Origin of the sequence: Evansella halocellulosilytica (assembly GCF_002335745.1) — a bacterium.
Classification (GTDB): Bacteria; Bacillota; Bacilli; order Bacillales; family Salisediminibacteriaceae; genus Bacillus_CA; species Bacillus_CA halocellulosilytica.
This window is the reverse complement of record NZ_NIST01000001.1, coordinates 5443646-5469145: the sequence shown is the minus strand read 5'-3', so window position 1 is coordinate 5469145 and position 25500 is coordinate 5443646. Positions and strand designations below refer to the sequence as shown.

The 25500-nt window shown below is 40.5% G+C and carries 25 protein-coding genes; 13 read left to right on the top strand and 12 right to left on the bottom strand.

The window, feature by feature from the left end; all coding sequences use genetic code 11:
* Nucleotides 1-218: 218 nt before the first annotated feature.
* The gene (locus CD001_RS25655) at nucleotides 219-632 is read left to right on the top strand and encodes a VOC family protein (RefSeq protein WP_096190397.1); all 414 of its coding nucleotides are present in this window, start codon (nucleotides 219-221) and stop codon (nucleotides 630-632) included.
* 173 nt (nucleotides 633-805) lie between these two features.
* Here CD001_RS25655 and CD001_RS25650 read toward each other — a convergent pair whose 3' ends face one another.
* Nucleotides 806-1864 carry a hypothetical protein gene (locus tag CD001_RS25650; RefSeq protein WP_096190396.1) on the bottom strand — a complete coding sequence of 353 codons (1059 nt, stop codon included), beginning with the start codon at nucleotides 1862-1864 and terminating at the stop codon, nucleotides 806-808.
* A 286-nt stretch (nucleotides 1865-2150) separates the two neighbouring features.
* On the opposite strand from CD001_RS25650, the gene CD001_RS25645 reads away from it, so the two are divergent.
* Entirely contained in the window at nucleotides 2151-2357 is a 207-nt protein-coding gene (locus tag CD001_RS25645) for a hypothetical protein (protein WP_096190395.1), read from the top strand.
* A gap of 118 nt (nucleotides 2358-2475) precedes the next feature.
* On the opposite strand, the gene CD001_RS25640 is transcribed toward CD001_RS25645, so the two are convergent.
* The 6 genes from CD001_RS25640 to CD001_RS25615 all read right to left on the bottom strand — a co-directional run bounded on the left by CD001_RS25640 (nucleotide 2476) and on the right by CD001_RS25615 (nucleotide 11343).
* Nucleotides 2476-3300 carry a carbohydrate ABC transporter permease gene (locus CD001_RS25640; protein WP_257009947.1) on the bottom strand — a complete coding sequence of 275 codons (825 nt, stop codon included), beginning with the start codon at nucleotides 3298-3300 and terminating at the stop codon, nucleotides 2476-2478.
* 243 nt (nucleotides 3301-3543) lie between these two features.
* A complete protein-coding gene (locus tag CD001_RS25635; RefSeq protein WP_096190394.1) occupies nucleotides 3544-4485 on the bottom strand; it encodes a carbohydrate ABC transporter permease in 942 nt (313 codons plus the stop codon).
* 60 nt (nucleotides 4486-4545) lie between these two features.
* Entirely contained in the window at nucleotides 4546-5886 is a 1341-nt protein-coding gene (locus tag CD001_RS25630) for an extracellular solute-binding protein (RefSeq protein WP_257009946.1), read from the bottom strand.
* A gap of 21 nt (nucleotides 5887-5907) precedes the next feature.
* Nucleotides 5908-7386, bottom strand: a complete 1479-nt coding sequence (argH, locus tag CD001_RS25625) for an argininosuccinate lyase (protein WP_096190392.1) — start codon at nucleotides 7384-7386, stop codon at nucleotides 5908-5910.
* Nucleotides 7387-8598 (bottom strand): ROK family transcriptional regulator, encoded by a 1212-nt coding sequence (locus CD001_RS25620; RefSeq protein WP_096190391.1) that lies wholly within the window; start codon nucleotides 8596-8598, stop codon nucleotides 7387-7389. It abuts the gene before it with no gap.
* Between the two features lie 219 nt (nucleotides 8599-8817).
* Entirely contained in the window at nucleotides 8818-11343 is a 2526-nt protein-coding gene (locus tag CD001_RS25615) for an NEW3 domain-containing protein (protein ID WP_257009945.1), read from the bottom strand.
* Nucleotides 11344-11713: 370 nt separating this feature from the next.
* Here CD001_RS25615 and CD001_RS25610 point away from each other — a divergent pair, with 370 nt between their 5' ends.
* Nucleotides 11714-12310 (top strand): transposase, encoded by a 597-nt coding sequence (locus CD001_RS25610; RefSeq protein ID WP_257009944.1) that lies wholly within the window; start codon nucleotides 11714-11716, stop codon nucleotides 12308-12310.
* 83 nt (nucleotides 12311-12393) lie between these two features.
* Here the strand turns inward: CD001_RS25610 and CD001_RS26650 are convergent, their stop codons facing one another.
* Complete coding sequence (locus CD001_RS26650) at nucleotides 12394-12546, bottom strand: hypothetical protein (RefSeq protein WP_179298903.1); 153 nt, start codon at nucleotides 12544-12546, stop codon at nucleotides 12394-12396.
* Between the two features lie 314 nt (nucleotides 12547-12860).
* On the opposite strand from CD001_RS26650, the gene CD001_RS25605 reads away from it, so the two are divergent.
* From CD001_RS25605 to CD001_RS25575, 7 genes are all read left to right on the top strand, one after another.
* The gene (locus CD001_RS25605; RefSeq protein WP_142303650.1) at nucleotides 12861-14750 is read left to right on the top strand and encodes a BglG family transcription antiterminator; all 1890 of its coding nucleotides are present in this window, start codon (nucleotides 12861-12863) and stop codon (nucleotides 14748-14750) included.
* Between the two features lie 26 nt (nucleotides 14751-14776).
* Nucleotides 14777-15226, top strand: coding sequence for a PTS sugar transporter subunit IIA (locus CD001_RS25600; protein ID WP_096190388.1), 450 nt, complete (start codon nucleotides 14777-14779; stop codon nucleotides 15224-15226).
* A 12-nt stretch (nucleotides 15227-15238) separates the two neighbouring features.
* Entirely contained in the window at nucleotides 15239-15514 is a 276-nt protein-coding gene (locus tag CD001_RS25595) for a PTS sugar transporter subunit IIB (protein WP_096190387.1), read from the top strand.
* 26 nt (nucleotides 15515-15540) lie between these two features.
* Nucleotides 15541-16800, top strand: coding sequence for a PTS ascorbate transporter subunit IIC (locus CD001_RS25590; protein ID WP_096190767.1), 1260 nt, complete (start codon nucleotides 15541-15543; stop codon nucleotides 16798-16800).
* 16 nt (nucleotides 16801-16816) lie between these two features.
* Nucleotides 16817-17656 carry a transketolase gene (locus CD001_RS25585; RefSeq protein ID WP_096190386.1) on the top strand — a complete coding sequence of 280 codons (840 nt, stop codon included), beginning with the start codon at nucleotides 16817-16819 and terminating at the stop codon, nucleotides 17654-17656.
* Entirely contained in the window at nucleotides 17653-18591 is a 939-nt protein-coding gene (locus tag CD001_RS25580) for a transketolase family protein (RefSeq protein ID WP_096190385.1), read from the top strand. Before CD001_RS25585 ends, CD001_RS25580 begins: the two co-directional genes overlap by 4 nt.
* Nucleotides 18592-18839: 248 nt before the next feature.
* Nucleotides 18840-19346, top strand: coding sequence for a sigma-70 family RNA polymerase sigma factor (locus CD001_RS25575; protein ID WP_096190384.1), 507 nt, complete (start codon nucleotides 18840-18842; stop codon nucleotides 19344-19346).
* 19 nt (nucleotides 19347-19365) lie between these two features.
* Here CD001_RS25575 and CD001_RS25570 read toward each other — a convergent pair whose 3' ends face one another.
* The gene (locus CD001_RS25570; RefSeq protein ID WP_096190383.1) at nucleotides 19366-19563 is read right to left on the bottom strand and encodes a hypothetical protein; all 198 of its coding nucleotides are present in this window, start codon (nucleotides 19561-19563) and stop codon (nucleotides 19366-19368) included.
* Between the two features lie 346 nt (nucleotides 19564-19909).
* Between CD001_RS25570 and CD001_RS25565 the strand changes: the two genes are divergently transcribed.
* The 3 genes from CD001_RS25565 to CD001_RS26155 all read left to right on the top strand — a co-directional run bounded on the left by CD001_RS25565 (nucleotide 19910) and on the right by CD001_RS26155 (nucleotide 21671).
* Nucleotides 19910-20587: a hypothetical protein gene (locus CD001_RS25565; RefSeq protein WP_142303649.1), complete on the top strand. Its 678-nt coding sequence runs from the start codon at nucleotides 19910-19912 to the stop codon at nucleotides 20585-20587.
* 438 nt (nucleotides 20588-21025) lie between these two features.
* A complete protein-coding gene (locus tag CD001_RS26160) occupies nucleotides 21026-21256 on the top strand; it encodes a hypothetical protein (RefSeq protein WP_142303648.1) in 231 nt (76 codons plus the stop codon).
* 85 nt (nucleotides 21257-21341) lie between these two features.
* Nucleotides 21342-21671 carry a hypothetical protein gene (locus CD001_RS26155; RefSeq protein ID WP_142303647.1) on the top strand — a complete coding sequence of 110 codons (330 nt, stop codon included), beginning with the start codon at nucleotides 21342-21344 and terminating at the stop codon, nucleotides 21669-21671.
* Nucleotides 21672-21749: 78 nt separating this feature from the next.
* On the opposite strand, the gene CD001_RS25560 is transcribed toward CD001_RS26155, so the two are convergent.
* The 3 genes from CD001_RS25560 to CD001_RS25550 all read right to left on the bottom strand — a co-directional run bounded on the left by CD001_RS25560 (nucleotide 21750) and on the right by CD001_RS25550 (nucleotide 25478).
* A complete protein-coding gene (locus CD001_RS25560; protein ID WP_096190381.1) occupies nucleotides 21750-22712 on the bottom strand; it encodes a dimethylarginine dimethylaminohydrolase family protein in 963 nt (320 codons plus the stop codon).
* A 254-nt stretch (nucleotides 22713-22966) separates the two neighbouring features.
* On the bottom strand, nucleotides 22967-23878 hold the full coding sequence (locus CD001_RS25555) for an AEC family transporter (protein WP_096190380.1): 912 nt from the start codon (nucleotides 23876-23878) through the stop codon (nucleotides 22967-22969).
* A 109-nt stretch (nucleotides 23879-23987) separates the two neighbouring features.
* Nucleotides 23988-25478 (bottom strand): tripartite tricarboxylate transporter permease, encoded by a 1491-nt coding sequence (locus CD001_RS25550; RefSeq protein ID WP_096190379.1) that lies wholly within the window; start codon nucleotides 25476-25478, stop codon nucleotides 23988-23990.
* Nucleotides 25479-25500 lie beyond the last annotated feature (22 nt).

Here is a 25500-nt window from a genome sequence, read left to right as displayed (position 1 = left end):
ATCATAATATATGGATATGTTCATGTAAATATGAAATTTTTTGCGCTTTAAAGCAGAAGAGTGTCAGGTGCTAAGTGACAGTCACTTCCCGAATTATGTCGAATGAATGAAGCGATTAATGTTAGAAGGAAGTTCTATAAATATGAAATATGTGGTATTATATATGGGAACAAATGTTCTATTTCGAGGTACATTAATTCAAAGGAGTGGTGAGTTACATGATTACTACGATTAACCCTTATTTAGTCTTAAACGGTGATGGGCAAGAAGCAGTCAAGTTTTATGAAGATGCATTGAATGCAGAGGTTTTAGGGATTCAAACGTTCGGAGACATGCCAGATCCTGAATTTCCAATCCCGGAGGAAGCCAAAGATCGTATTATGCATGCAAATTTAAAGGTTGGCAATACATCACTGATGCTCTCAGACACATTTCCAGGTCAGCAGTATCAGCTTGGATCTCAAGTTGCTGTGACGATTATGGTCAATGATCCGGAAAAAACGAAAGAAGTTTTTGAAAAATTAAAGCAAGATGGGAACGTTCATATGGAACTTCAAGAAACGTTCTGGAGTCCTTTATTTGGCCAAGTTACCGATAAATATGGCGTGAATTGGCAATTATCGACGGAATAAAGTGCAAAGCAATTCCCAAATAATTTCGTAATTGGGACTTCTCGAAATGATTACTACCTCATATTTGTGAATTATTTTTACAAAAAATGCTAAGTTGGGAAATGAAAAGTCTCTTTTTTATAAACGAAGCAGCAGCCCTCTTATGGACTGCTACTTCGTTTCTTTTATTTCATTTATTGTAGATTTAATTTTAATTGAATATATTGCCTTTCTTGATTTTCACTCTCGATTAAGTCACCTGATAGATTTTCCCCATCTTCACCGTAGTGTTCAGTGATGTACTCCATTTGGTTACGATAAGGGAAGAAGTTAATATCAATGTTCATTTCAGCATCTTCATCAATACTGTCTGGATAATAAATCGATGTATTAAATGAGCCATCTGGGTATACAGGTGTGGTATTGGAATAGCCTAATGAAATGTACTCAGGTAAATCGACTTCGATTTGCAGCTTTGCTGCATCCTTTAAGTTTGTACGACCCGTAACATAAAATTTTTCATCATCACGTTCAACATGAACGTCATCAATCCACACATCAAATTCGCCTTGGTCATCTGGGAAATTCAATTCTGGTACTTCGGATGACAATGTGACATATTCATCTTCATTCGGAATGTAAGCCACTGATGCTTCTGCAATATATTCATAACTTGTCATCGTGTTATAGTTTACCCGGACAAATGGTCCTTCCATATTTTCGAGGTTTTCACCGTATAGGTCGAGGACTTCAGCAGGGTGGGAGCCTGGGCTGACTGTTGAAAAAATAATGATTTCCGTATCGTACTTTTGTGGGTGTTTTAGTTCTGTTTCAAAACTTCCATCAGCTTCAATGTCTACATAACGGTCATATCCAGAAAAGATATAGTCTTCAGAAGTGGGTCTAACCCGGACTCTAGTTCCTGGAAGGAGGTTAGATTCTCCTGATATTTCATAATGATCTTCATATTCCTTAACAGTCATTTCTAATCGTACTTCAAGATCCCCTTGATCATCAGGGGCTTCACCGATATTAGATTCAACTACAGATGTTTCAACAGATTCACGTTCACTATTTTCTTCGTTTTCATCATCGGCATCTGATGATCTATCTTCATCAGTGTCGGTATCATTTTCTTCTATTTCGTCTTCATTATCAATGTTATCGCCAGTCGCTTCGTTATCTCCACAAGCGACTACACTAGCCACTAATAAAATAAATAAAGCTGCGACCAAGATTTTTTTGAATACCATTCCTAAATACTCCCTTCCAAATTCACCAATACTTTACACAAATAACAGAAACATCTTAGCAAATTATGGAATTAACCGTAAGGTTCGAAAGAACTAGTACTAAGTGCATTGCCAAGTGCCAGGCACTTCCTGAATAATCTCAGATTATGTCGATAAATTCTTTTGTTTATGTGTAGCGTATTAATACTAAATTCTGCATTTTTGGGAAATAATAACCTTGACTGTATAGGGAAAAAGGACTAGTATGATAGATGGTTCTAAATATCTATAAAGGGGTCGGGGTTTATTGTTTGGTATCTTTTTAGATTGGGATAATAAACGGATCGTATATGGAGAAGACATCTATATAAAGTCTTTGGAAAAATTATCAGAAGGAACAGTGAGGCACACAGCTTATAAAGGAATGTCATTCAATGAAATGTATGAAAAACTATTTGAGCTTAAGAGATCCCTTAAAGATTTTGAACTGATTCCGACTGAAGTGCCCGACTAAGTGCCAGGCACTTCCCGGAATTTGTCGAACCATTACGGCGAAGGAGAATAATACTCCTCCGCCGCAAAAGTACCCGCTAAGTACCAGGCACATCCTGAAAAATGTCGAACGTTCATCGTTATTTCATCCCGGTTAGAGTTATCCCTTTTATAATATGTCGCTGGAGTAAGAAGAACACGAGTATGAGTGGTAAGGCAGTAATTGTTGCACCAGCCATGATGAGCTCCCAACGTGATTCAAATTCTCCTGATGCAAAGAAGGAAAGGCCAACAGGCAAGGTGAAAATTTCCGATGACTCCAGTACGATGAGTGGCCAGAGAAAGGCATTCCAATTACTTAAAAACGTAAAAATACATAAAGCGGAAATCGCTGGCCACACTTGCGGAATAGCAATCTTCCAAAAAATTTTGAACTCCCCTAGACCGTCAACCCTTGCTGCATCTAATAAATCATCGGGAATCGACTCCATAAACTGCTTCATCAAAAATACACCGAATCCAGTCATAAGTCCGGGGAAGAGCAAGCCCCAATAACTGTCAGTCCAGCCAAACTGAGAGCTCATTAAATACCAAGGAATGATCAGCATTTCAGTAGGAACCATCAATGTACTTAAAATCGCGATAAAGATCAACGTTTTCCCAATAAACTTAAATTTAGCAATAATATAGCCAACAAGTGTATCAAAAAACGCAACACTAATTGTCGTGACAACAGCAATAATTAGACTATTAATAAACCACCTGCCAAACAATGTGTCTTGGAAAATTCGTATGTAATTCTCCAATGTAGGGTTGTCGGGAATAATATTTAACGAATACACGTCAACCGGTGATTTTAACGACGTCGAGATCATCCAAACAAATGGAAAGATCATCACGATTGCGCCTAATACGAGTAATGAATAGACGATCACTGACTTCGTTTTTTTCCTCAATGTTCTCACTCCTTCTAATAGAGGATGTTCAAAAAAGCTACGGACTCTAGCTCCAAATCTGAAGTTGACTTCGACCGTATCAGTAAAAAGATTTACTTCCAGCTACCTTTTTTGGCTGCCAAACATCATGCTCATTTAGAGCCATCAATCCGAATTCGCAGCGTGATCCGTGACCGGGCAGGGGGGACCTCCACATTCTCGAGATTCCAGTTTTCATGTTGCCCAACAATAACATCCATTTTTGAACACACCCTAGTAGTCAAATTTTCGTGATAATACTTTCATTTGGAATATCGTTATTGCAAGCACGATCATGAAAAGAATGACTGTTGCAGCAGACGCCAAGCCCATGCTGTATTGTCGGAAAGCGAGCTGATAAATGTAAACGACGATCGTTAACGTCGAATTTAACGGACCTCCTGCACTGTCGACACTCATGTTGACGACTTGTGTAAATGACACTTGGATGAAGTTAATGCTGCCAATGACGACGGAAAAAACAATCGTTGGATTTAATAAAGGGATTGTAATAGACCTTAGTTTTTGCCAGCTGCTCGCACCGTCTACTTCTGCAGCTTCATAGAAAGTTTTGGGGATGTTTTCCAATCCCGCTAAAAAGATGACCATTTGAAAGCCGAGTGCTTGCCAAATCATCGTTCCGATAATAATATAGATCGCTTGGTCAGGTGAGTTTAAAAATAATTGCGGTGGAATTCCAATGCTGACAAGGATGTCATTGATAAAACCATTATTCATGAACAGCCAGCGAAATACCCAGCTAACCGCGACAATACTTGTTACATAAGGAATAAAGTAGATGACCCGGAACACACCGACAAACTTATTGATCCGCTGCAGCAGCAGGGCGATCGCGAGCCCGATAATGACTTGTCCGGTTACACCAAAAACAATAAAGATCAACGTGTTCAATAATGACTTGCGAAAAACAGGGTCGTTAACGAGAGCAATATAATTATCCAAACCGACAAAAGGCTTTTCAGGTGATAAAATATCCCACTCACGAAAGCCAATGTTGAATGTATATAGCGTTGGAGCAAAACGGATGCTTATATAAAAAATAAGTGGAAGCAGCAAACATAAATAGACAAACAAATACTTACTTTGTTTTAACGTAAATCGCGACTTACGTTTTCGCTCATGACTTTTGTTCGTTTCAAGCGCTGGCTGAGCCATCAAAATGACCTCCTATTTGAAGGAAGGACGACACATGTGTATCGCCCTTCACCTCCTAGATTACCGGTTTTCCCAATACTCATCGTAAAGCTTTTGTGTTTCTTCCACGAGTTCTTCAAAGGCTTCTTCTCGAGGAACGTCTTGCAACAGTACGCGGTCTACTGCTTGAATGACAAGGTCGCGTTCGCGTGCTTCATCAACGAAGAAGTGAGCATTTGCATTTGGTAGCTGTTCAATGAAGGCACCGTATAACTCATGCTCCAAATATTGATCTTGAAGCGCAACAGATTCTTTAGCAGGCAATTCACCGATTTCTTCCAGCCAGCGCTCCATTACTTCATCAGAAGTTAAAAACTGTAGGAATTTAACAGCAGCATCTAATTTTTCCCCTTCGACATTCGACGTTATTCCGTTCGTCCAGAACGAAGATTGAGTCGCTTCAAATTCCTTCGCAGGAAGGGGAGCAATTCCGTAATTTAAGTCCGGAGCATCAGCTTGCAACGTGCCGATCCGGAAAGACCCATCAATGTTCATAGCTGCATGCCCGGTCATAAATGCGGTTACATCATCCGTGTAAAAATCACGTTCAGACGTCTCGTGTGTTTGCGGGAAGTCTAAATAATACTCAAACGCCTCAAATGCTTCAGAGGAGTTGCCCCATTGAATCTCTTTGCGGTCATCACTTAATCCTTCACCGCCAGCTTGGTAAACGAGTGCGTCTCTAAACCAATGGTGTCCTTGCTGGCTTGGCTCCCATGCCATTCCAGATTGCACGAGTCGGTCGTTGTCATCTCGTTCTGTCAGCTGAATTGAATAATCAACGAGTTCATCCCACGTTGTTGGAGGCTGCTCTGGGTCTAAACCCGCTTCTTCAAACAAATCTTTGTTGTAAAATAAAGCAATCGTTCTGACTGCAGTAGGGATCGTCCAATATTCATCATCAATTTTCGTTGCTTCTACCATCGGGAAGAATTCACTTTCAATTTCATCGTGCGGGAAAGCATCTTGCGGCAACGGTTGCAAATATTGTGAATCAACATAACGTGGAACCCAGCCATAAAATAAGTTGATTACATCCGGACCGCGTCCGGCAGGTACTTGTGCTGCGACTCGTTCATTAAACTGATCATAAGGAAATGTCGTTTGTGAGACAGTAATGCCGGGATTTTCACTTTCAAACTCCTCGATTAATTCATCCATTAAGTCAACTTTCGTATCAAAATGATATTGCCAATATTCAAGTTCAATCACTTCATCAGATTCTTCACTTGCCTCACCAGTACTGTCGGTTTCGTCACCACCATCTGATTGTCCGTCACTCGCACTATCTTCATCGCCTCCGCAAGCAGCGAGTGCGAAGATGAGTGCGAGAAATCCAACTCCTAGCCAATTACGTTTCATGTTCATCCCCCTTGTGTGTGTTTACTTTTGGTTGACACATAGCTCAACGTCTCGTTTTAAGCGAGCTGAATAATCGCTGAGCTTATGTAATGTAACTTGAATCCATTCGATTTTGTCAGTTAAATCACGTTCAGCTTCTTGTCGCTGCCGCTCCACCTCTTGAGGAGATGGACCGCCATATACAGTTCGAACATTAATAAAGTCCATAACATTTACTGCTTTAACATAATCTTTTTCAGTTACTTCTAGTGTGAGGCAGTACTCTTTTTTTGCCAGATCATTGATTTGTTGGGCACCACCGTCTTTAAGTGTTTTTTGATTACGAAACAACTCTTTCACAAACTTGCTGACGAGTGAATGGGATTTCCGAAACGACATGTTATAGTTCCGAACGAGCAGATCGGCAAGCTCTGTGACAGTTGAAAAACCTTGCTCGGCTCTCTCGTACATAAGTTGTTTATTGAAAGTTGCGTGTTCGAGTATTTCTTGAACTAACTCGAGACATTGTGACGTATGCTCATATCCGTCAACGAGCGTAGGTTGAATATCATCGCCAATGTCAACGATGTCGCCAAATGGGACACTGTGCGCTACGATCACAGCTCCTTGCAGTTTCCCTAGTGCTTTACTAATGATAGCCCGCGAATGTTCGAGAGCAGAAGGGTTTCTTTTTTGTGGCATAATACTCGACGTTTGTACGTGCATGTCATGTAATCGGAGTGAATCCACTTCATTTGTAGCCATAAAAATAAGGTCATGTACGAAACGAGAAAGCGTTGTTAATGAGATTGTTAATACATTTGCGACTTCTATAAGAAAATCGGACGTCGAAACAGCGTCATATGAATTTTTCATCGGGGTATCAAAGCCTAACCTCTCGCAAATGTCATCACGGTCGACACGGAAGCCCGTCGTTGCTAGTGCAGCTGCTCCCATCGGTGATTCATTGATCCGGCTGTATAATGAAATGCCTCGGTCCATGTCCCTGTGCAAGTTGTTTTCAATAGCTAATAAATAATGGGCGAGCGTTGTCGGCTGGGCTTGTTGACCATGAGTATGGGCGGGCATGACCGTATATTTATGTTGATCGACGAGGTGCAAAATCGTCGTACGAAGCTGACTGATGAGGTCGAGCCATTGGACGATTTTTTTCCGCCAAAGCATGCGGAACATCGTCGTATCCATATCATTTCGACTAAAGGCAATATGCATGTTGCCAACGAGTTCAGCGCCAATTTCTTTCGTCAGGTCATCTTCGATCATGAAAAATAAATCTTCAACGTTTTCGTCATACGGTTTTTCGTAGTCGTTCTCCATTAGGCGATATGTTGCTTCAAGAATTGTTGCAGCATCTTGGCTGGAGAGGATTGACTGTTTTTTTAGCATTAAAACATGCGCTAAATTAATTTCCATCATATGCGTGTAGAAATGGTCGTTTGTAAACATATAAGTCGGTTCGAGCTGGATATCGATGTATGTTTTGGATCTAGGTCCAGTCATTTATCTTCCTCCTTCCACTTGAAGTATCGATTCGTGTTCGCGTAAACATAATGCTGCAGCCCCAATGATTGTTACGTGCTCTGTTTCGGTTATGAATATTTCAGTTTGAACAGGGAGGTGGTTTGCCAAGATTTCTTGTATTTTCGGGAGAAACCAGTGCCCTGATTTTGAGATTCCACCTGCTAAAATGACGTATTGTGGATTAAAAATACAAATGACATTTAAGAGGGCGAAGGCTAGATGTTCAAGTGCTTCTTGGATGACTTCTATTGCAGCTGGGTCATTTGCTTTGGCGTATTCGAATACTTGTTTAGCGGTAAAAACGCTGTTTTTAAGTGAATGATGTTGGATATCTGTAAGTTTCTTTTTCATTCGTTTAGCGATCGCTGGCCCCCCGACATGGCTGTCAAGAAAGCCATAGCCGAGATAAATGTCGTCATAGTCTTCTTTAGCTCTTTCTTTGTCTGTGACCATATAGCCAATTTCACCAGCAGCAAAAGCTGAGCCGCGGTAGAGCATGCCATTCATAATAATGCCGCAGCCAACACCAGTTCCTAACGTAATTAAAATGACGTGTTTGCTGTTTTTTGCTTTGCCTTTCCATTGTTCGCCGAGTACGCCAACGTTGACGTCGTTATCGACGTATACGGGGATGTTGAGCGCATCCTCTAATTTTTGTTTGAGAGGAAAATTGATCCAGCTGAGGCTGGGGGCGTCAATGACAATGCCGTTGTCAGCATCTGTCATCCCTGGTGCGCCGACTCCGATGGCGAGAAATTTTTTTTCATCTATGTGGAGTCTTTTCATTAACTTTTTGAAAACGGTGCAAATGGTTCGGACAAGGCTGTCTTTTAAAGCTGCTTGTGTTTCAAAGCTGTCAGTTGCGAGCACATCTCCGTTAATGTTAACAATGCCGATTTCGACAGTTGTTCCGCCAATATCGACACCTACGATATAACGGGCATCTCGGTTAAACGATAAGTGAATTGGTTTTCGCCCGCCTAACGATGTCGATACGTCGCTCTCTTTTTCGACTACCCATTGCTCTTCGATTAATTCGTCTACAAGCGAGGAGACCGTCGGTTTGCTGATCGACAAGGCTGATGCAATTTCACTTCTTGAAATGTTGGCGTGCTGTTTCAAATAATGAAGCACTTTTTTCTTGTTTAAGTATTTCAAGTAATTCGGTGTACTCGTTTTCGGTCGTTTCATAAACGATGCCCCTCGGTTGAAAATTGGTCGGACGTTAGTTTGTAAACCTTCCTTACTAACGGTATATTAACGCCACAAAGCAAATATACCGACTTTTTTACAAGTGCCAGGCACTTCCCGAGTTTTGTCGAATCCCGCGTAGTGCCAGGCACTTCCCGAATGATGTCGAACAAAAAAGAGAAGCGCTGATAAACAACGCTTCTCCCGGACACGGTACATTTATTCTTCATACAGTGGGTAGCTGATTATATTCGTAAAGATTCGGTAACCGCCTGGTACTTGACCTTGGATTTGCCGATACCAGACTAAGTTTGTAAACATATAGGTTCCTTCACCATACTCAGTCATTAAAATACCGCCAGTAAAAGGGTCTTCGCCTGGGTCAGCCATGCTGACGAACGTTTCATAGCGATCATCCCAATTCATTGGGAAGTAGAGGCCGCGCTCTTGTACCCAGTCGTCCCAATCTGATTCACCAATTTCATTTGGATAGTTAAATAGCGCGTGATCTGGCTGCTCGACAGTCACTTCCGCATTGCGATCGGTCACTCGCCATTCTATCGACGGCCAGCCAATTTCTAACATGTAAGGCGCTGATCCGTCCTTATCCCAAAAGTCATTCGGGTTATGATACTGAACAACGAGGTGTCCGCCTTGCTCAACATAATCCAGAAGTCGGTCATTATGCTCAACGAGATTTTCCCTACCTCGATATGCACGAATACCAAGGACAATCGTATCGTACTCTGAAAGATCACCGTCAGTAAACTGTTCATCTTCAACCTTCTCAACATTGATCTCCATGTTTTGAAGATAGTCTGGAATTTGATCAAAACCGCTTTCAATATAACCAACCTTCAATTGTTCTGAAAACTGAAGTGGAAAGCTTTTTCCAGATGATTCAGCGTCAAATAGGTAATAGGATGTGTTGATATGATCATAGTCAATTTTTTGCACAGTCTGTTCAAATGTATGACCATTGACGTCAACCGACCCTTCGACAGTAAACGTTTCAAGAGCATCGTCATCCGGAGAAATGGTGAATGTTACAGTTTTTGTTTCACCTTGTTCAGTAAAGTTTACTTCATTTTCAGAAGCGTCAACCTCCCAAGATTCTGGAACTTGCAGTGATGGGAGGGCGGTGGATGGACCGTTTACATAGTTAGTTAAATGGACTTCGAGTTCGATTTCTTCCGGGATGTCTAGGTCATTAATTGATACTTGATCAGGTGTTACTTCAATGGATACGTCAGGGAGGACGGCAACGGTTTCTGTCGGCTCGATCACAAATGCAGCTTCTGTGTCTTCAACTTGATAACCCACACTAGCGGTCAATTGCGCTGGGTGATAGGGGTGGAAAAATTCAGCATCATAACCGACTTCAACGTCAAATGTTGCTGTTATCGATTCTCCAGGTTTGAGCTCGATTTGGTTGTTTTCTTCGCTCGTCAATGCCCAGTCATCGGGAATGTTTAATTGAAGGTTAACATCTGTCAAAGTTGTTGAACCGTCATTTGTCGCTTGGACGGCTACCGTCGTGTCAGCACCGCGTACGAGCTGATTGTTGTCAACTTCGACTTCCACTTCAAGTGAAGAAGCAACTTTTGATACTTCATATAATTGTTCATTTTTCATAGCAAGTTTAAATAAGAGGTCGTCTTTTAATTCTGGATCTATGTTTTTCGATTCGATTCGGTCTTTCGTTCGCTCAACTTCATCAATTGCTTCATGAGCTGAAACAAGAACTTGTTCACGAGAAGGGTACTTATCAATTACTTGATCGAGTGCTCGTTGGACGCTTTTTAAAGCACCGCGAATTTGATTATCAGATTTGTTGAGACGTCGTGCTGTGTCTGCAAAGTTTCGATCAATGCCATCATAAATCGATTCCTCAGCATCTGGAATTGCATTGACTGATTTGACGAGCTCAAAGTGAAAGTAGTTTTCTTCAACTGGCAAGTCATTACCCATTCCTTGGCTTTTATGAAGGTAACGCGACTCCTCGCCAAGCTGCGCATAAGTCATTCCGTATACAGGATCAATTTCATTGCCGACTTCAAGGGATATGTGTGCTTCTTCTTGAGATGCCGCTGGCTGGTAGTATTTCTTGATTTGCCAAGGCTCGATTCCTTCTTCAAGGTGTTCAGGGAAAACAGATGGATCTGCTGCATCTTCAAAGGCTCTCTCTGTCAAGACCGTCATTGCCCGGTGATGACCATGCTGACTTTCTACATTACGAAAGGATGTAAAGACAATTTCGGGTCTATATTGACGGATGACCCGGATGAATCGTTCGTATACGACTTCTTCGCCCCATTCTTCGAGTGTTTCTTCAATTGATTTTGAAAAACCGAAGTCGTAAATGTCGTCATCGATATCTTCACTTAAAATAAATAGATCGGTATTTAGTACTTTCGATGCTTCAATTAGTTCTTCTGACCTGATAATACCGAGACCGTTTCCGAGTTCTTGGCCAATGACATTTTGTCCGCCTTCACCTCGGTTAGCCGATACGAGGCCAGACCGAACGCCATCTTTCAATGACATTTTTGCAACGACGTGACTTCGTTCATCATCAGGGTGTGCACCAGTGTTTAAAAAGCTTGTCGTCGTACTCAATGGTTTGACAACTTTCCATAATTCTTCGTCATGATCGCTCGATTCAGCTGATGGGCTATTCAGCGTCGGATGAAAGAGAGAGAACGTAAGAAGTACCGCCAACACCACCATTAACTGTTTCCTCAAAATAAAACCTCCCCTGTCTATTCCTTAGGATAGTCAAGCTTTAAAATTTTAAAGCTGAAAATTCACCTCCATTTTCCACACGTCAGCGAGTTAGTAAATTTTCCTTACTAACCTCGTTCATACATATGCAAAAGACCAATGAAGATATAATGTGTAAATATTCCTAATCGCAAAAGCTCAAGGTGCCTGGCACTTCCCGAAAAATGTCGAACGATCGTGCATGTACATGGGGGAATTATGGTATAATTAAACATATGTATATCCCTCATGAACACCTCAAAGCCCCTTCTTCATCATTTCCTTAATAATTTTCTCATTTTTTCCAATTTTATTTGAATCGGTAATTATTTAGAAAAGGTGGTTGATACATGTGGCAAGAAAGAAAAGAATATGGGTTCCTGGTCAGTTTGTTCATATCGTTAGTCGTGGTGTGCAAAGAGTTCCGTTATTTGTTGATGAGAATGACCACATCGAAGCCTTTTATATTCTCAGTGATGTTTACAAAAAAGCTCCGTTTGAAATGGTTTCGTACTGTTTTATGACAAACCATTACCACTTCTTGTTGAGGTCCTTCGAACATTCGATTACAAAGATCATGTCCTATTTTAATAAGCGATTTGCTGATTATTTCAACAACAAATATTGTTATTCAGGTTGTGTGTTTGAAAGTCGATTTTTTTCAAGTCCAGTCAACGATGAACTCGGCATTTTGGAAGTAAGCAAGTATATTCATAACAACCCAGTGAGAGCGGGGATCGTTAACTACCCTGGAGGTTATCGCTGGAGCAGCTTTGATTATTATTTGTTCCCCTATGCAGTTCCTCCTGTTTTCTTCAATAATCAATACATCCTTAATATTTTTCCAGGTACAGAAGATGAAAAGAGAGGGCAATATCAAGAATGGTGTTTAGGATCAGATGATGTTATCAAGAATGTTGGCCAATCAACCATTCGCAGTCAAAGATAAGCATCAAACATTTTTGTTGCATGTCCAACTTTGATCCAAATAGTGCCGCGGGTAGACTCATTCCAACCCTTGGCAGCAGGTCGCTATGCGATCGAACGATTTATTTTCTCATCTGGCGGTTTGCGATTTCCCCGATGATCCCAAAAGTAAATTCTCGGGAGCTTACTATAAATCCAGTAATCGTGAAGGATAGTCACACTAACGAACGAGAGCATTTGCCAATCAATAAGTTTCAATGTATTTTCCCTCCTGTCCTTTTTATAAATTATGACTTCAAAAAGTTGTCTTATGATTGTAACGATGGTGAATAAGTTAACCTTCTAGAAAATTGTAAGAAAAATAATTATTGTCTGTTTAAATGAAAGAATTCCTGGCAGCCTGTTGCTTGTGAACGTAAAGGCTGCTTTTTCGTAGGCATTCTTTCGACAAATTTCGGGAAGTGACTGGCACTTATTTTATTGCAACTAAGTTTGAATGGATTTGTTATGTAAGCGCATTCATTATATTTGTAATTGAAGCTATACTTTGTACTAAGGAGGAGGTGAATAGGGTGAATGCACGGAGAAGGCAAATATTACAGCTTCTATTGGATGGGCGCGACAATTTCCGCTTAAAGGAAATCCAGCCAATGTTCCAAGTTAGTGAACGTACCCTTAGATATGATATGGAACAAATTCGATCTTGGTTAAAAGATTATGACATCTTATTGGAGCATGTTTCAGGACACGGGGTGTGGCAACTGAAAGAAGCACCTTCACCATCAAAGGTTAAGCATGTCTATGATTCCCTCAACCTCCTTAGCAGGTCAATATCAGTAATCGAACGACAGCTATTAATTACACACGAATTGATCATGAAAGAAGAATGGCAGCCTTTAAGACAATTAGCTTTGGAGCTAGATGTATCGAAAGCAACGATCCTCCAACAAATGTCAGATGTTGAAAAGTGGATTCATGGATTCTCTTTACAATTAGAAAGAGGAAAAAAAGGCTTTAGAATTATCGGGAGTGAAAGGAGGAAACGGCTTGCACTTCTCTCAATCATGTTTGAATTAGAGGAGTCATGGTATACAGTTAACCCTATCGTACATTTAAATTGGTCTCATTTATCACTCAAAGATCTCGATTCCTTAAAGGTCTTATTACGTAATGATTTGCAGCCAGAAAGAGAAGCTTTTATCCATACAATATTTAAAGCTTTTGCATTAACAATTGAAAGACATCGCTCCAGGCATTTCCTTGGCAAATGTGAAGGTGTCAACATAAAGATGAAATCTTGGTTTGATGACGTAACGAATAAGGTTTCTCGCTACTTTTCAGTTCCATTTAGTAATGAAGAGAAATGTTTTGCCTATTTCTATTTACAGGCTATTGAAAAAAGCTTTAATAATAACGAAAAAAATCGTTTTAACGACCAGCCCTTTTTAGCTTTTATTACGGAGATAAATAACCGGCTAGGACTGAACATTATCGATGAAAATCATTTAAGTGAACTTTATGAAGAGTGGTGTAAGCTGTCATTCATTATAGAAAACGACATTATCTTCTCCCATCCATTGAAAACTCAAATACAAGAACAGTATCCATTTCTTGTCTATCACGTGTGGCAAGCATTGATGGGGCATCATGAAAAATCTACAAATTTCAATATCGACCAAGTGATGTCGCTGATCATCCAGATGGCTGCGATTTATGAAACGGCTTCTTACCATAATAAGAGATTTCAGGCGTGGGTTGTATGCACCCGTGGCATTGCAACTAGTCGTTTATTAACGGTTACGTTAAAAAAACATCTCCCACAAATCGAAGTCGTAAGAACGATTGCAGTAACAGATTTATACGAAGTAGAAGGTTGGGATGAACCTGATTTTATTATTTCATCGATTTCGTTACCGGATAGTCCTTACCCGACTGTCAGAGTCAAACCAGTGCTGACAAAAGAGGAAATACGCAAGATAGAAAATTATTTAACAAATTTTGAACAAAAATCTGAACAAAAATCTGAACAATCTCCAATTCAGCATTTGCAAGAAGCGCTTCATCCGATTATTCCTTCTAGCAGAATTGGTTTTTATGAAAAGGAGCACGTCGTATTGGATGAAGTCATCGATATGGGTGTTGAAAATTTAGAGAAAGAGGGATATGTGACGAGTAAATTCAAGCTCGATCTTAAGAAAACAATTTTTGAAGAAAAATATGTATACGAAGTTGTACCCGGAATATTATTTTTGCATACTGATTCGACTCATGTTCATAAACCGGGATTCAGTCTTATTAAACTTAAACATGCCTATATTAGAAAAAATAAACTCCATTCAAATGCAGTATTAATCATGTCTACTCCAGATAAAAGCTCACATATCCCGCAACTACAATATCTTCACAAAATTTTAATGAATAACGAATATGTTCAGACGATTAAACAATGGTCTATTTCTTAGTTTTTGTTGTCGAGAGGTGAAAATGGATGAACAACCGAATTTTCAACGAACAATTTATACAATGGGTGGGCGATACCTATCATTGGCAAGATGCGATAAGAAAAAGTACTCAGCCACTTCTTGAACAAAATCGAATTATGAACAACTATATAGATTCTATGATTGAAAATGTAATGGAGTTAGGACCATATATTTTAATTGCACCGAATGTTGCACTTCCGCATTCACGTCCGGAATCCGGTGTTAAAGAGGCGGGGGTGTCACTGACAGTTTTTGAGACACCAGTTCAATTTAAAAAAAAGCAAGAATACCATGCACAAATATTTATTTGTTTAGCTGCAACAACCTCAGAAACTCATCTAAGTCTATTAAAAACGATATCTTCATGGATTGAAAATAAAGATCTGATGACAACCGTTGCAAGTGCTGATGGTAAAAATGAGTTACTACAATTGTTCGCACCCTATTACTTTTGAGGAGGAGATTCAATGAAAATATTAGCTGTATGTGGGATGGGGTTTGGTTCAAGTCTTATGTTAAAAATGACTGCGGATCGGGTCATCGAAAAGAAAGGGATTCAAGCAGAGGTTGAAGCCGCAGATATTGGGACAGCATCAGGTATGAAAGCAGATCTAATTTTAACGAATAATGAGTTTGCTTCTCAATTGTCGGGCGGCACTGCTGTTGTGAAGGCGATTATAAATGTGGCGAGTGAAGGGGAAGTGGAAAAAGCAATTGATGAGTACTTAAACGCTCAAAAATAAAACTAAGGGAGTGATCAAAAATGGAATTGTTCGAGTTTTTGATGAATGAAATTCTTAGTTTACCAGAAGTGTTAGTCGGTCTAATCGTCATGATCGGGTTAATTCTGCAGCGTGCCAAGTTTGCAAAAGTATTTTCAGGTACTTCTAAAAGTATAATTGGATTTGTCATTTTAGGAGCTGGAGCGACCGTTATTATAGGCTCACTCGATTCACTAGGAGGCATTATATTTGATAGGTTTGAAGTTCAAGGCGTTATCCCAAATAACGAAGCTATTGTTGCCTTAGCCCAACAAACGTTAGGAGCAGAAACGGCATTAATTATGGGATTTGGCTTTGTTGCAAATATCTTATTTGCTAGGTTTACACCATTAAAATATATTTTCCTTACAGGCCATCATACATTTTTCATGGCAGCACTTTTATCTGCTGTCCTTGGAACGGCAGGGATGACAGGAGCACCTTTAGTCATCGTCGGTTCTCTTATTCTCGGCTTTGTCATGGTATTGATGCCAGCTCTCGCTCAACCGTTTATGCGTAAAATTACAGGTGGAAACGATATTGCAATGGGGCACTTTGGAACAATCGGTTACGTCTCAGCTGGTTTAGTAGGTAAAGCTGTCGGTGATGACAAAAAATCAACGGAAGATATTAAAATTCCGGAACGGTGGTCCTTTTTAAGAGATTCGTTATTGGCTACAGCGTTAACAATGATCGTGATGTTCGTCATTCTAGTGTTGGTTGCCGGACCAGATGTCGTTTCAACGTATGCTGGAGAACAAAATTTCATCATGTTTGGAATCATGCAAGGGATAACATTTGCTGCAGGGTTTAGCATTATCATGGTTGGTGTACGGATGATTTTAGCAGAAATCGTCCCGGCATTCCGTGGTATTGCTGAAAAGCTTGTTCCAGGGGCAAAACCGGCCTTGGATGTTCCTGTTATTTATCCTTATGCACCGACAGCCGTTCTAATTGGCTTCCTCTGCAGCTTCGTTGGTGGACTTATAAGCATGTTTTTCTTAGGAATATTTAGTTTAGCTCTTATTATCCCAGGACTTGTCCCACACTTCTTTACAGGAGCTGGTGCAGGTGTATTCGGTAATGCAGCTGGCGGGAGAATCGGGGCAGCGGTAGGCGGCTTTACGAATGGAGTGCTTATTAGCTTTATACCAGCATTTTTATTACCGGTACTCGGAAATTTAGGTTTTGAAAATACGACTTTTGGCGATTCTGACTTTGGCATCATTGGTATTTTAATCGGTTTGTTAGCAAATTTGTTTAGCTAATAGAGGAGGAACCCTGATGGTAGAACAGCTCAAGCAACAAGCAGATCATATACGTGAAGGTGTAATCGAAGTCGTTTATACGAAGCAACAAGGACATGTTGGAGGACCACTATCGGCAGCTGATTTATTAGCTGCCCTTTATTTTCATGTGATGGATGTCCGTCCAAGTGAGCCTAATTGGGAGGAACGTGATCGCTTTATATTATCCAAAGGTCACTCCGGAATTGCTCTTTATGTAACACTAGCCCTTAAAGGATATTTTTCATATGAAGAATTATTTACTTTTGATCAGCTCCATTCCCGACTGCAAGCTCACCCGGATATGACGAAGCTTCCAGGTATTGATATGTCGACAGGATCGTTAGGACAAGGCATTTCTGCCGGTGTTGGAATGGCATTAGCTGCAAAGTTAAAAAAAGCTGATTTCCGAACGTTTGTTATGATCGGTGATGGAGAATCCCAAGAAGGTCAAGTGTGGGAAGCAGCACACGTTGCAAGCAGATATCGCCTAAATAACTTGATTGTGATCGTAGATAATAACGGACTTCAGCAATATGGCTGGAGAGAAGAAAGTGCATTATCGAGGGAAAGACCAGAATACAACCATGTTGAAAAATGGAAAGCTTTTGGATGGAAGGCAATCAGTATAGATGGACATAGCATGAAGGAAATCGTCTCATCGCTTGATTCTGCAAAAAATAATCAAGTCGAACGACCGATAGCGATCATTGCTAATACAGTAAAGGGCAAGGGGGTCAGCTTTATGGAAGGGGATTTTAATTGGCATTCGAAAGTTCCGACTGATGAAGAGTTTGAACGAGCGATGGATGAGCTAGGAAGGAGGGAAACAAGGTGACAGTTGAACCAAAAAGTATGCGAAATGTATTTGGCGATACGTTAACTGAAATGACATTAAAGGATAAGCAGACTGTTGTTTTAGATGGTGACTTAGGTAATTCAACGCGCTTAGCACATGTTGAAAAAGCGAATCCTGATCATTTTTTACAAATGGGAATTGCAGAGCAAAATATGGTTGGTGTTGCAGCAGGTCTGTCTACTTGTGGATTGATCCCTTGGGTTTGTAGTTTTGGGGCATTTATTACCCGGAGAGCGTATGACCAAATTGTCGTCAGTGTAGACCAGCCGTCAATGAATGTAAAGCTTGTAGGAGCTTATAGTGGTTTGCTGACAAGTAATACCGGTAAAACCCATCACTCGTTAGAAGATATCGCCTTAATGGCAACCCTCCCGAATATGGTAGTTTTGTCTCCAGGGGATGCTAGGGAAGCTCGTAAAGCGATGGTAGCTATGCAGTCATATAATGGCCCCGTGTATTTGAGGTTGTCAAGGGATGAAACATTGAATCTGATCTCTGGAACTGACAGAGAGTTTACGATTGGAAAAAGCCTACTGCTGAATAGAGGGAAAAAGATTGCTTGTTTATCTACAGGGGCGATGAGCTCAAGGGTGTATCAAGCTGTTCAACAGTTAAAGAAGCAAAATATTGAGATCACACATGTTCATTTTCCAACAGTAAAGCCGCTTGATAAGGAGATGATTATGGATCTTGCAAAAACGCATGAACACTTTATAACGGTTGAGGAGCATTTCGTCACAAATGGCTTTGGCAGCCTCGTCAATGAAGTTACCTCATCCACCTTTCCAGTTCGACTGACACGAATAGGTGTTGAGCATGAGTATAGTCAATGTGGAAAAGACCATGACCTCCTTGACTACCACGGACTCACCGTTGAAAAGTTAATTGCTAAGTGCCAGTCACTTCCCGAATAATGTCGAAAAACCACTAAGCTGCTGAAAGGCTTAGTGGTTTATGCATATAGCTTTCTTTATCGAAACATAAACATTTCTACCCGTGTAACTGATAAAAATTAAATTTTCACCTAGACGAAACTTCAATTTTGCTTACGTTTACGTTGCTGAAGTTTGAATCAAAGCGATTCGTCTCTCCTTTTTACGTGCGCTACAGTTGGATTACCGCGGAATAAGCGGAAGCGCGCTTCCAAGTTGGAGAGATCCCCTTGGATCATTTAAAAGAAATTGAATTTGAGAACATTTGCAAGGCGTACATGCCACTTGTCAACTCAATCATTCGAAAGTGGAATTTAAATCGTGATCGTGAGGAATTTGAACAAATAGGTCGGATCGCATTATTCGAAGCGTGGTCAAAATTCGATCCGAAACAAGGTGTTTTCGCAGCTTACGCTAAGAGTTATGTGTATGGGCGAATGAAAAGTGAGATTACAAGAAGAAAGAAATGGCAAGATCGACATTTGCCAACTGAACAAGCAGAGATAGTGAATGTGACGGATTCAGTTCCAGGTATCGATGAGCGCCAAATCGCGTTTAAAGACTGGCTTGAACGCTCGAGATTGACGGAGCGGGAACGAATCTGGGCACGAGAAGCACTCCTCTATGGACTCAAACCGAAGGAAATCTCAGAAAAATACGGTGTCCAGATGACAACCGTAAAATATTGGAGAAAACAAGCGTTAATCAAACTGAAGAAAATGGTTGAGGAAGAATAGTTGACTAAACCTAGTGAATTTAATTATCAAACATAGCTAAGTTCCTCTTAAGAATGATATTCTTGTATTCTAATTCTAAGATTCTTTCACTAAATAAAGTTTGGATCTCTTCTTCCTCTTTTTTTAATTCTGATATTTCGTGAAGTAATGCTTTTTCTTTCTCAATTAACAGATCAAGTCGTTCCTCTAAATGGCAACTTAGAACTAATGCACCCAATCTCCTACACCTCCATTTGTTCGTTATTAAGAACTCGATTATAACGATTTTATCCTGTTTACTATAAAAAATCAACAGATAATTCTACATAAAGAATAAAAAATCACCCTTTTTTTCAATGATGGTGGATCGTGTCGACCTCCGAAGTGCACTTAACCATCTAGACAAGCAGGAAATCGTGCGAGTTTCGAAATTTATAGGGAGAATTATCGAAAGATCCATACCGTTAAGAAAAGGTATTTTAGCTGTTTTTGTGGAATAAAAAGAATGAGATTTGTATAAAGCAAGTAAAAAACTAGAACGATAATACAGCAAGATTTAATTAGATTTTGGGGAGTGATATCGTTTGAAGGTGATTATATATAGCTGTCTCATCGTCGTTATGATCGGTGTAGGGTGGTTTCTATCGATGAGCGGCGATAGTATTGGAGAGACAGGTAGCATGGGCGAAGAAATAGAAGTTGACGAAAATGGTAATGAGACAGATGAACAATTGCAAGAGGAAGAAGTAGATAACAAGGAAGATCCAGAAATCGAAACACTTTCAATGGGGCCGGATCGGGAAGTGATTCTCTCATTTAGTGATCATGAAGAAGCAATTAATTATCAAAGCGGTCAAGAAGAAAAAGCAAATGAAATTATTATGGTCTTGCATGATAAATTTAATGATTTAACCGGATGGGGAGCATTGGAGGCGATCAACTGGGAGAGTCATAGAAGTGGAGATTCGAGCTTTAATATTGAATTGTTCAGAGAGTTGACGTACGAGCTTGAGAACGAAATGCTCGCAGAATCAAGGGCATTACACGATATTCGCAACCTAGTTACTTTATATGATCTTGCCCATTGGGATGAAGCGAATGATATGAGAGCAATGCGTTATGCTCACAGAATTATTCATGACTTAGATAATAGTATTAATGGTGCAAGAGGAGATGAGACGATTTACGGTGTGACGGAAGCATTTGGTGAACGACGGAATATCCAGGATATCTATGATCATATCCGAAACCGGTTAGAATAAGGTACGATTGCATTCGGTATTATGATGAAAAAACCGCTGATCAATCTAGCAATCAGCGGTTTTCTCGTCGTTTAGGAACTATAGATTTAGATCTTGTGGATAAGTTCTCGAAATAGTTGTTATGTCTAGCTCAGCGACGAGCGTTTACATCACGAGCTTCCACACGGATGTGGTGACTTCGGCGTTCCCGCAGGACGCGGGGGTTTTAGCCGAAGATCAGATCTAGCGAGTTGTCTCGACGGATATGCTTCGGAGCGTTGCTAGTAGAGGAAGAGACAGCTATTTCTTCGCTCGAGGTCACTTCGCCCTGTCAATTGAAGTCTAAGATCGGACTTCTTCTTTCCAGTAGCCCCAAAGAGCATTTACATCACGAATAAGCTTCGATTTGCCTCGACGGATATAACCACAGAGCGATGCTAGAAGAGGAAGAGGCAGTGCTTGCTCCTGCGATTACTCGTCGCAGAAAAACAGTGCTCCTGCGGTTACTCGTCGCAGAAAAACAGTGCTCCTGCGATTACTCGTCGCAGACTACGTGCTTCTTCCTCTGCAAGTGTAATCGAAGAAGAGAATGCGTCGAAGCAGCTCGGAGAGAATTCAGCGGAGAGTCGCTCGTTGCTCCTGCGGTTACTCGTCGCAGAAAAACAGTGCTCCTGCGATTACTCGTCGTAGACTACGTGCTTCTTCCTCTGCAAGTGTAATCGAAGAAGAGAATGCGTCGAAGCAGCTCGGAGAGAATTCAGCGGAGAGTCGCTCGTTGCTCCTGCGATTACTCGTCGCAGGCTACGTGCTTCGTCCGCGGGAAGTGTTATGGGAGAGGAGAATGCGTCGAAGCAGCTCGGAGAGAATTCAGCAGAGAGTCGCTCGCTGCTCCTGCGGTTACTCGTCGCAGATAAACAGTGCTGCTGCGATTACTCGACGTAGACTACGTGCTTCTTCCTCTGCAAGTGTAATCGAAGAAGAGAATGCGTCGAAGCAGCTCGGAGAGAATTCAGCGGAGAGTCGCTCGTTGCTCCTGCGATTACTCGTCGCAGGTAAAGAGTGTCGCTCGTGTGCACCCAACAAAGCCTCGTCGAATAGGCTATGAGCTGTCTCGACGGATACTCTACAAAGCTCTACTAGAAGAGGAAGAGACAAGGCGCTTGCGCTTTTGTTCTAAAATCGTTTACCACCCTGGTACCGTTTCCCGTTTTAAAAAGGCAGTCATACAATGAACTGCTCCCCAACCATTCATAATTTCATCCATTTCTACTTCAACTACTTCGATATGATGGTCTTCAAGTATTGCTTTTGTATGAGGACAGCCTGCAGGAGCAACCACTTTCCCCGGTTCTAGCGCAACGAAGTTCATACTCATTCCTTGCTTCAATTCTTCGATATTTGTTAGCTCAATTAATTCAATTCCTAAATCGATTAGCTGTTTAGCACAATCATACGTTACATGCCATGGGAAGATGAGCAGCTTATTTTTATCTACCATATTCATATAGCCATCTAAGTGGATGGATCCGTATGGAATTTGTGTTCGAATAATGTTTTTTACCCCGATATTACGAAGCTCTGCTTCGACTTGATTTGCTCCGGATTCGTTCGTACGGCTGCCAGTCCCGATAATGACGGTATCACGGTTAACCCACATCGCACTTGCTCCTTCAAAGTAGCCGTCTCCGTTAATCGTTTTGATGATGGGAACTCCTAGTGAAGCTAACGTACTGGCGACTGCCTTTTCTTCCCCACGGCGAGCGGGAATGGCAGGTCGACACACAATTGCTCCTTCAGGCGTCATAAATAAAAGGTCTCTCATAAACATCGCATTCGGTCTATCTGTACGCTGGTTTTCTACGTAATGAACGTGAACACCGTGTTCCCTGTAAACATCAGCTAACAGATCTTGCTGTTGTCTAGCACGGACTGGGTTGATTGGAGCTCTGAATCGATAATCTTGAAAATTATCTTCGGTAATCCCCTCAATCTCTTCACCGGGTCGGTGCATGAGAACAGCATGCAGTTTACCGACTTCTGAGTCACAATACCAGTCGCCCCATAAATTTTTCATTTCATCAGAAAAGGTTTGTTCTGAAGGAAACCACCGTTCTCCTTGAACTTTTACGTTTGTATTTATAGCCATGATTCAACCTCCTGCAAAAATGGTATGACGGGTTTTACATGCACTTTCTGTGATGTTCGAAAGCGAAGGAGCAGCACGCCAAATATCGATAGCCCGTCTTTCGTGAAAAAATCGTATTACAATTTTATTTCGATACACGAGCTACCTTTCCTTTTTTAAAAAGAAAAGATTTTATATCATTCCCCTCGTATTCATAACCTTCATGAAAGGACATCATTACATTTTCAGTGGCCTCGTATTAATGGGAAGGGAGGTTAAAGAAAATAAAACCAAATGGGTAGAGTAATTAAGCTCAAGACTGTACTAATAAATGTCGTAGAAGAGACAAAATCAGGTTCAACCCCATATTGAACGGAGAACATCGTTGTATTGGCAGCAGTTGGCATTGCTGCAATAATGACAAGAACTGTCCCTAATACGGTCCCGTTAATACCAATGGCATGAACAAGCCCTAACGTAATGATAGGGGAGAGGACCAATCGAATAAAAACGATCGCACCCACTGGTTTAATTGGAATCCTTTTAAATATGATCGTAGAAAGCTGGATACCTAACGTAATCATAATAATCGGGATTGCTGCATCTGCTAAAAAAACGATCGTTTCTTCTATTTGATAGGGGATTTTTATTGAAAATGCTTGAAAGATAATTCCGATGATCACACTAATTAAAATAGGCATTTTTAACACTTTCATAAGTGACTCTTTCTTTGGTGTATATTCATTTGCACCACTTGCAGCAATATACAAACCTAATGAATTCATCAAAATGGACATCACAACCATGATCATTAAAGCGTACATAAACCCCTCTTCACCAAGTGCAAATAAAGCAACAGGAACACCGTAATTACCACCATTCATAAAGACTCCAGCTAAAAGCATTGCATGTTTTCTCTTTTGGCTGTATTTGAGCATGTTCGCTAATACGATAATGAGGACGTATACAAACCCTGTCACAATTCCAAGTACGATAAAGATGTTTATATAATCTGTCGTTATTTCATTTTCATAGAAAGTATGAAAGGCTAAAAATGGATATAGGACATTAATTGCTAAAAACGATAACGAATGAATGTCAATTTTCGCAACCTTGCCAACGATATAACCGATAAGAAATATCGAAAAAATAGGTAGTAATATTGATAAAAATTGAATAATAATCACCTCTGCTTATATGAAAATAGCGATCAATCATTTTGTAAAGAAAAAACTTATTGATGAAAGAGGCAATGCTTTCATCAATAAGTAAAGGTTTACTTATAATTGAGAAGTTTTAATTCGTGTTTACAGTTTGTTTCTTTTTCACATAACGTTTATAAATTGGAACGAGAAGTGCAATAAGTGCTAGTCCTAACAGTGTTGCACTTATAGGGCGTGTTAAAAAGATTGTCAAGTCACCATTTGCCATTTGTAATCCTCGTCTGAATTCTTCTTCTGCAATCGGACCTAATACGACACCGAGAATAACAGCAGCAAGTGGGAATTTCATTTTGTCTAAATAGTAACCAATCACACCGAATAATAACATAATCCATATATCAAATACGGAGTTTCGCACAGCATATGTGCCAATGATACAGAAGATTATAATCGCGGGTCCTAACACGGTATACGGGACTTTCATAATGCTAGAAAATACTTTAATAAATGGTTTGGCAAATACAATGATCAAAATATTAACTAATAAAAGTGCAACAAAAATTGTATATACTAATCCTGGCTCGTTAGAAATAAGCATAGGTCCTGGTTGCAGACCATGAAGGACAAATGCACCTAGAATAACAGCTGTTGTTGCACTGCCTGGAATACCTAACGATAATAAAGGAACCATTGCTCCCATTGCAGCAGAGTTGTTAGCTGATTCTGGAGCTGCAATCCCTTCAGGAATTCCAGTACCAAACTCTTTCGGTTTTTTCGACCAACGTGTAGCTTCACTGTAACTTAACATGGCTGCTGTCGTTGCACCAACCCCTGGTAAAATACCGACTGAAATACCGAGTAACGAAGAACGGAAAATTGTATTTTTAATTTTCCGGATCATTTGTCCGTCGAAAACCTTTGTCTTAAATTTCTTCATTTCCTTTTTAATTGTATGGTCTTCTTTACTTTTTCTCATTACTTCGGAAATGGCAAAGAGTCCGATCAATATAGGAATAAAATCAATACCACTTAACAAGTTAACAGAACCGAATGTGAATCTTTCTGCACCGGTAAGCGGGTCCATACCGATCGAGGCAATAAATAACCCTAGTGCAACGCCGATAAATCCTTGGATTAATTTTCCTCCGCTCAGAGATACAACGACAGTTAAACCTAACACAGCTAAAGCGAAATATTCTGGTGAAGAAAACTGAATCGCAATCGATGCGAGTAATGGTGTAAGGAAAATGAGAAATAATGTACCAATTATTCCACCAGCTGCAGAACTAAATATTCCGATTCCTAATGCTTGACCAGGCTTCTTCTGTGCCATTGGATAGCCATCTAATACAGTCGCCACAGCTTCAGGAGTACCAGGTGTACGAAACATAATAGCACTAATAAGTCCTGAGAACACAGAGGAAGCATAGATCGTTGTAAGAAGAATAAAAGCTGGTATCGCTCCTAGGCCATAAGATATCGGCAACAAAATAATGACAAGCATTGTTCCGCTTATACCTGGTAATGCACCGCCTAGAAAACCGATCATCATCGCCAAAATTAATATGATTAGATGCATCGGCTGCAAAATATTTTCGATTCCTAATAACAATCCTTCTAACATTTTTCACGTCACCTCTCTTTCG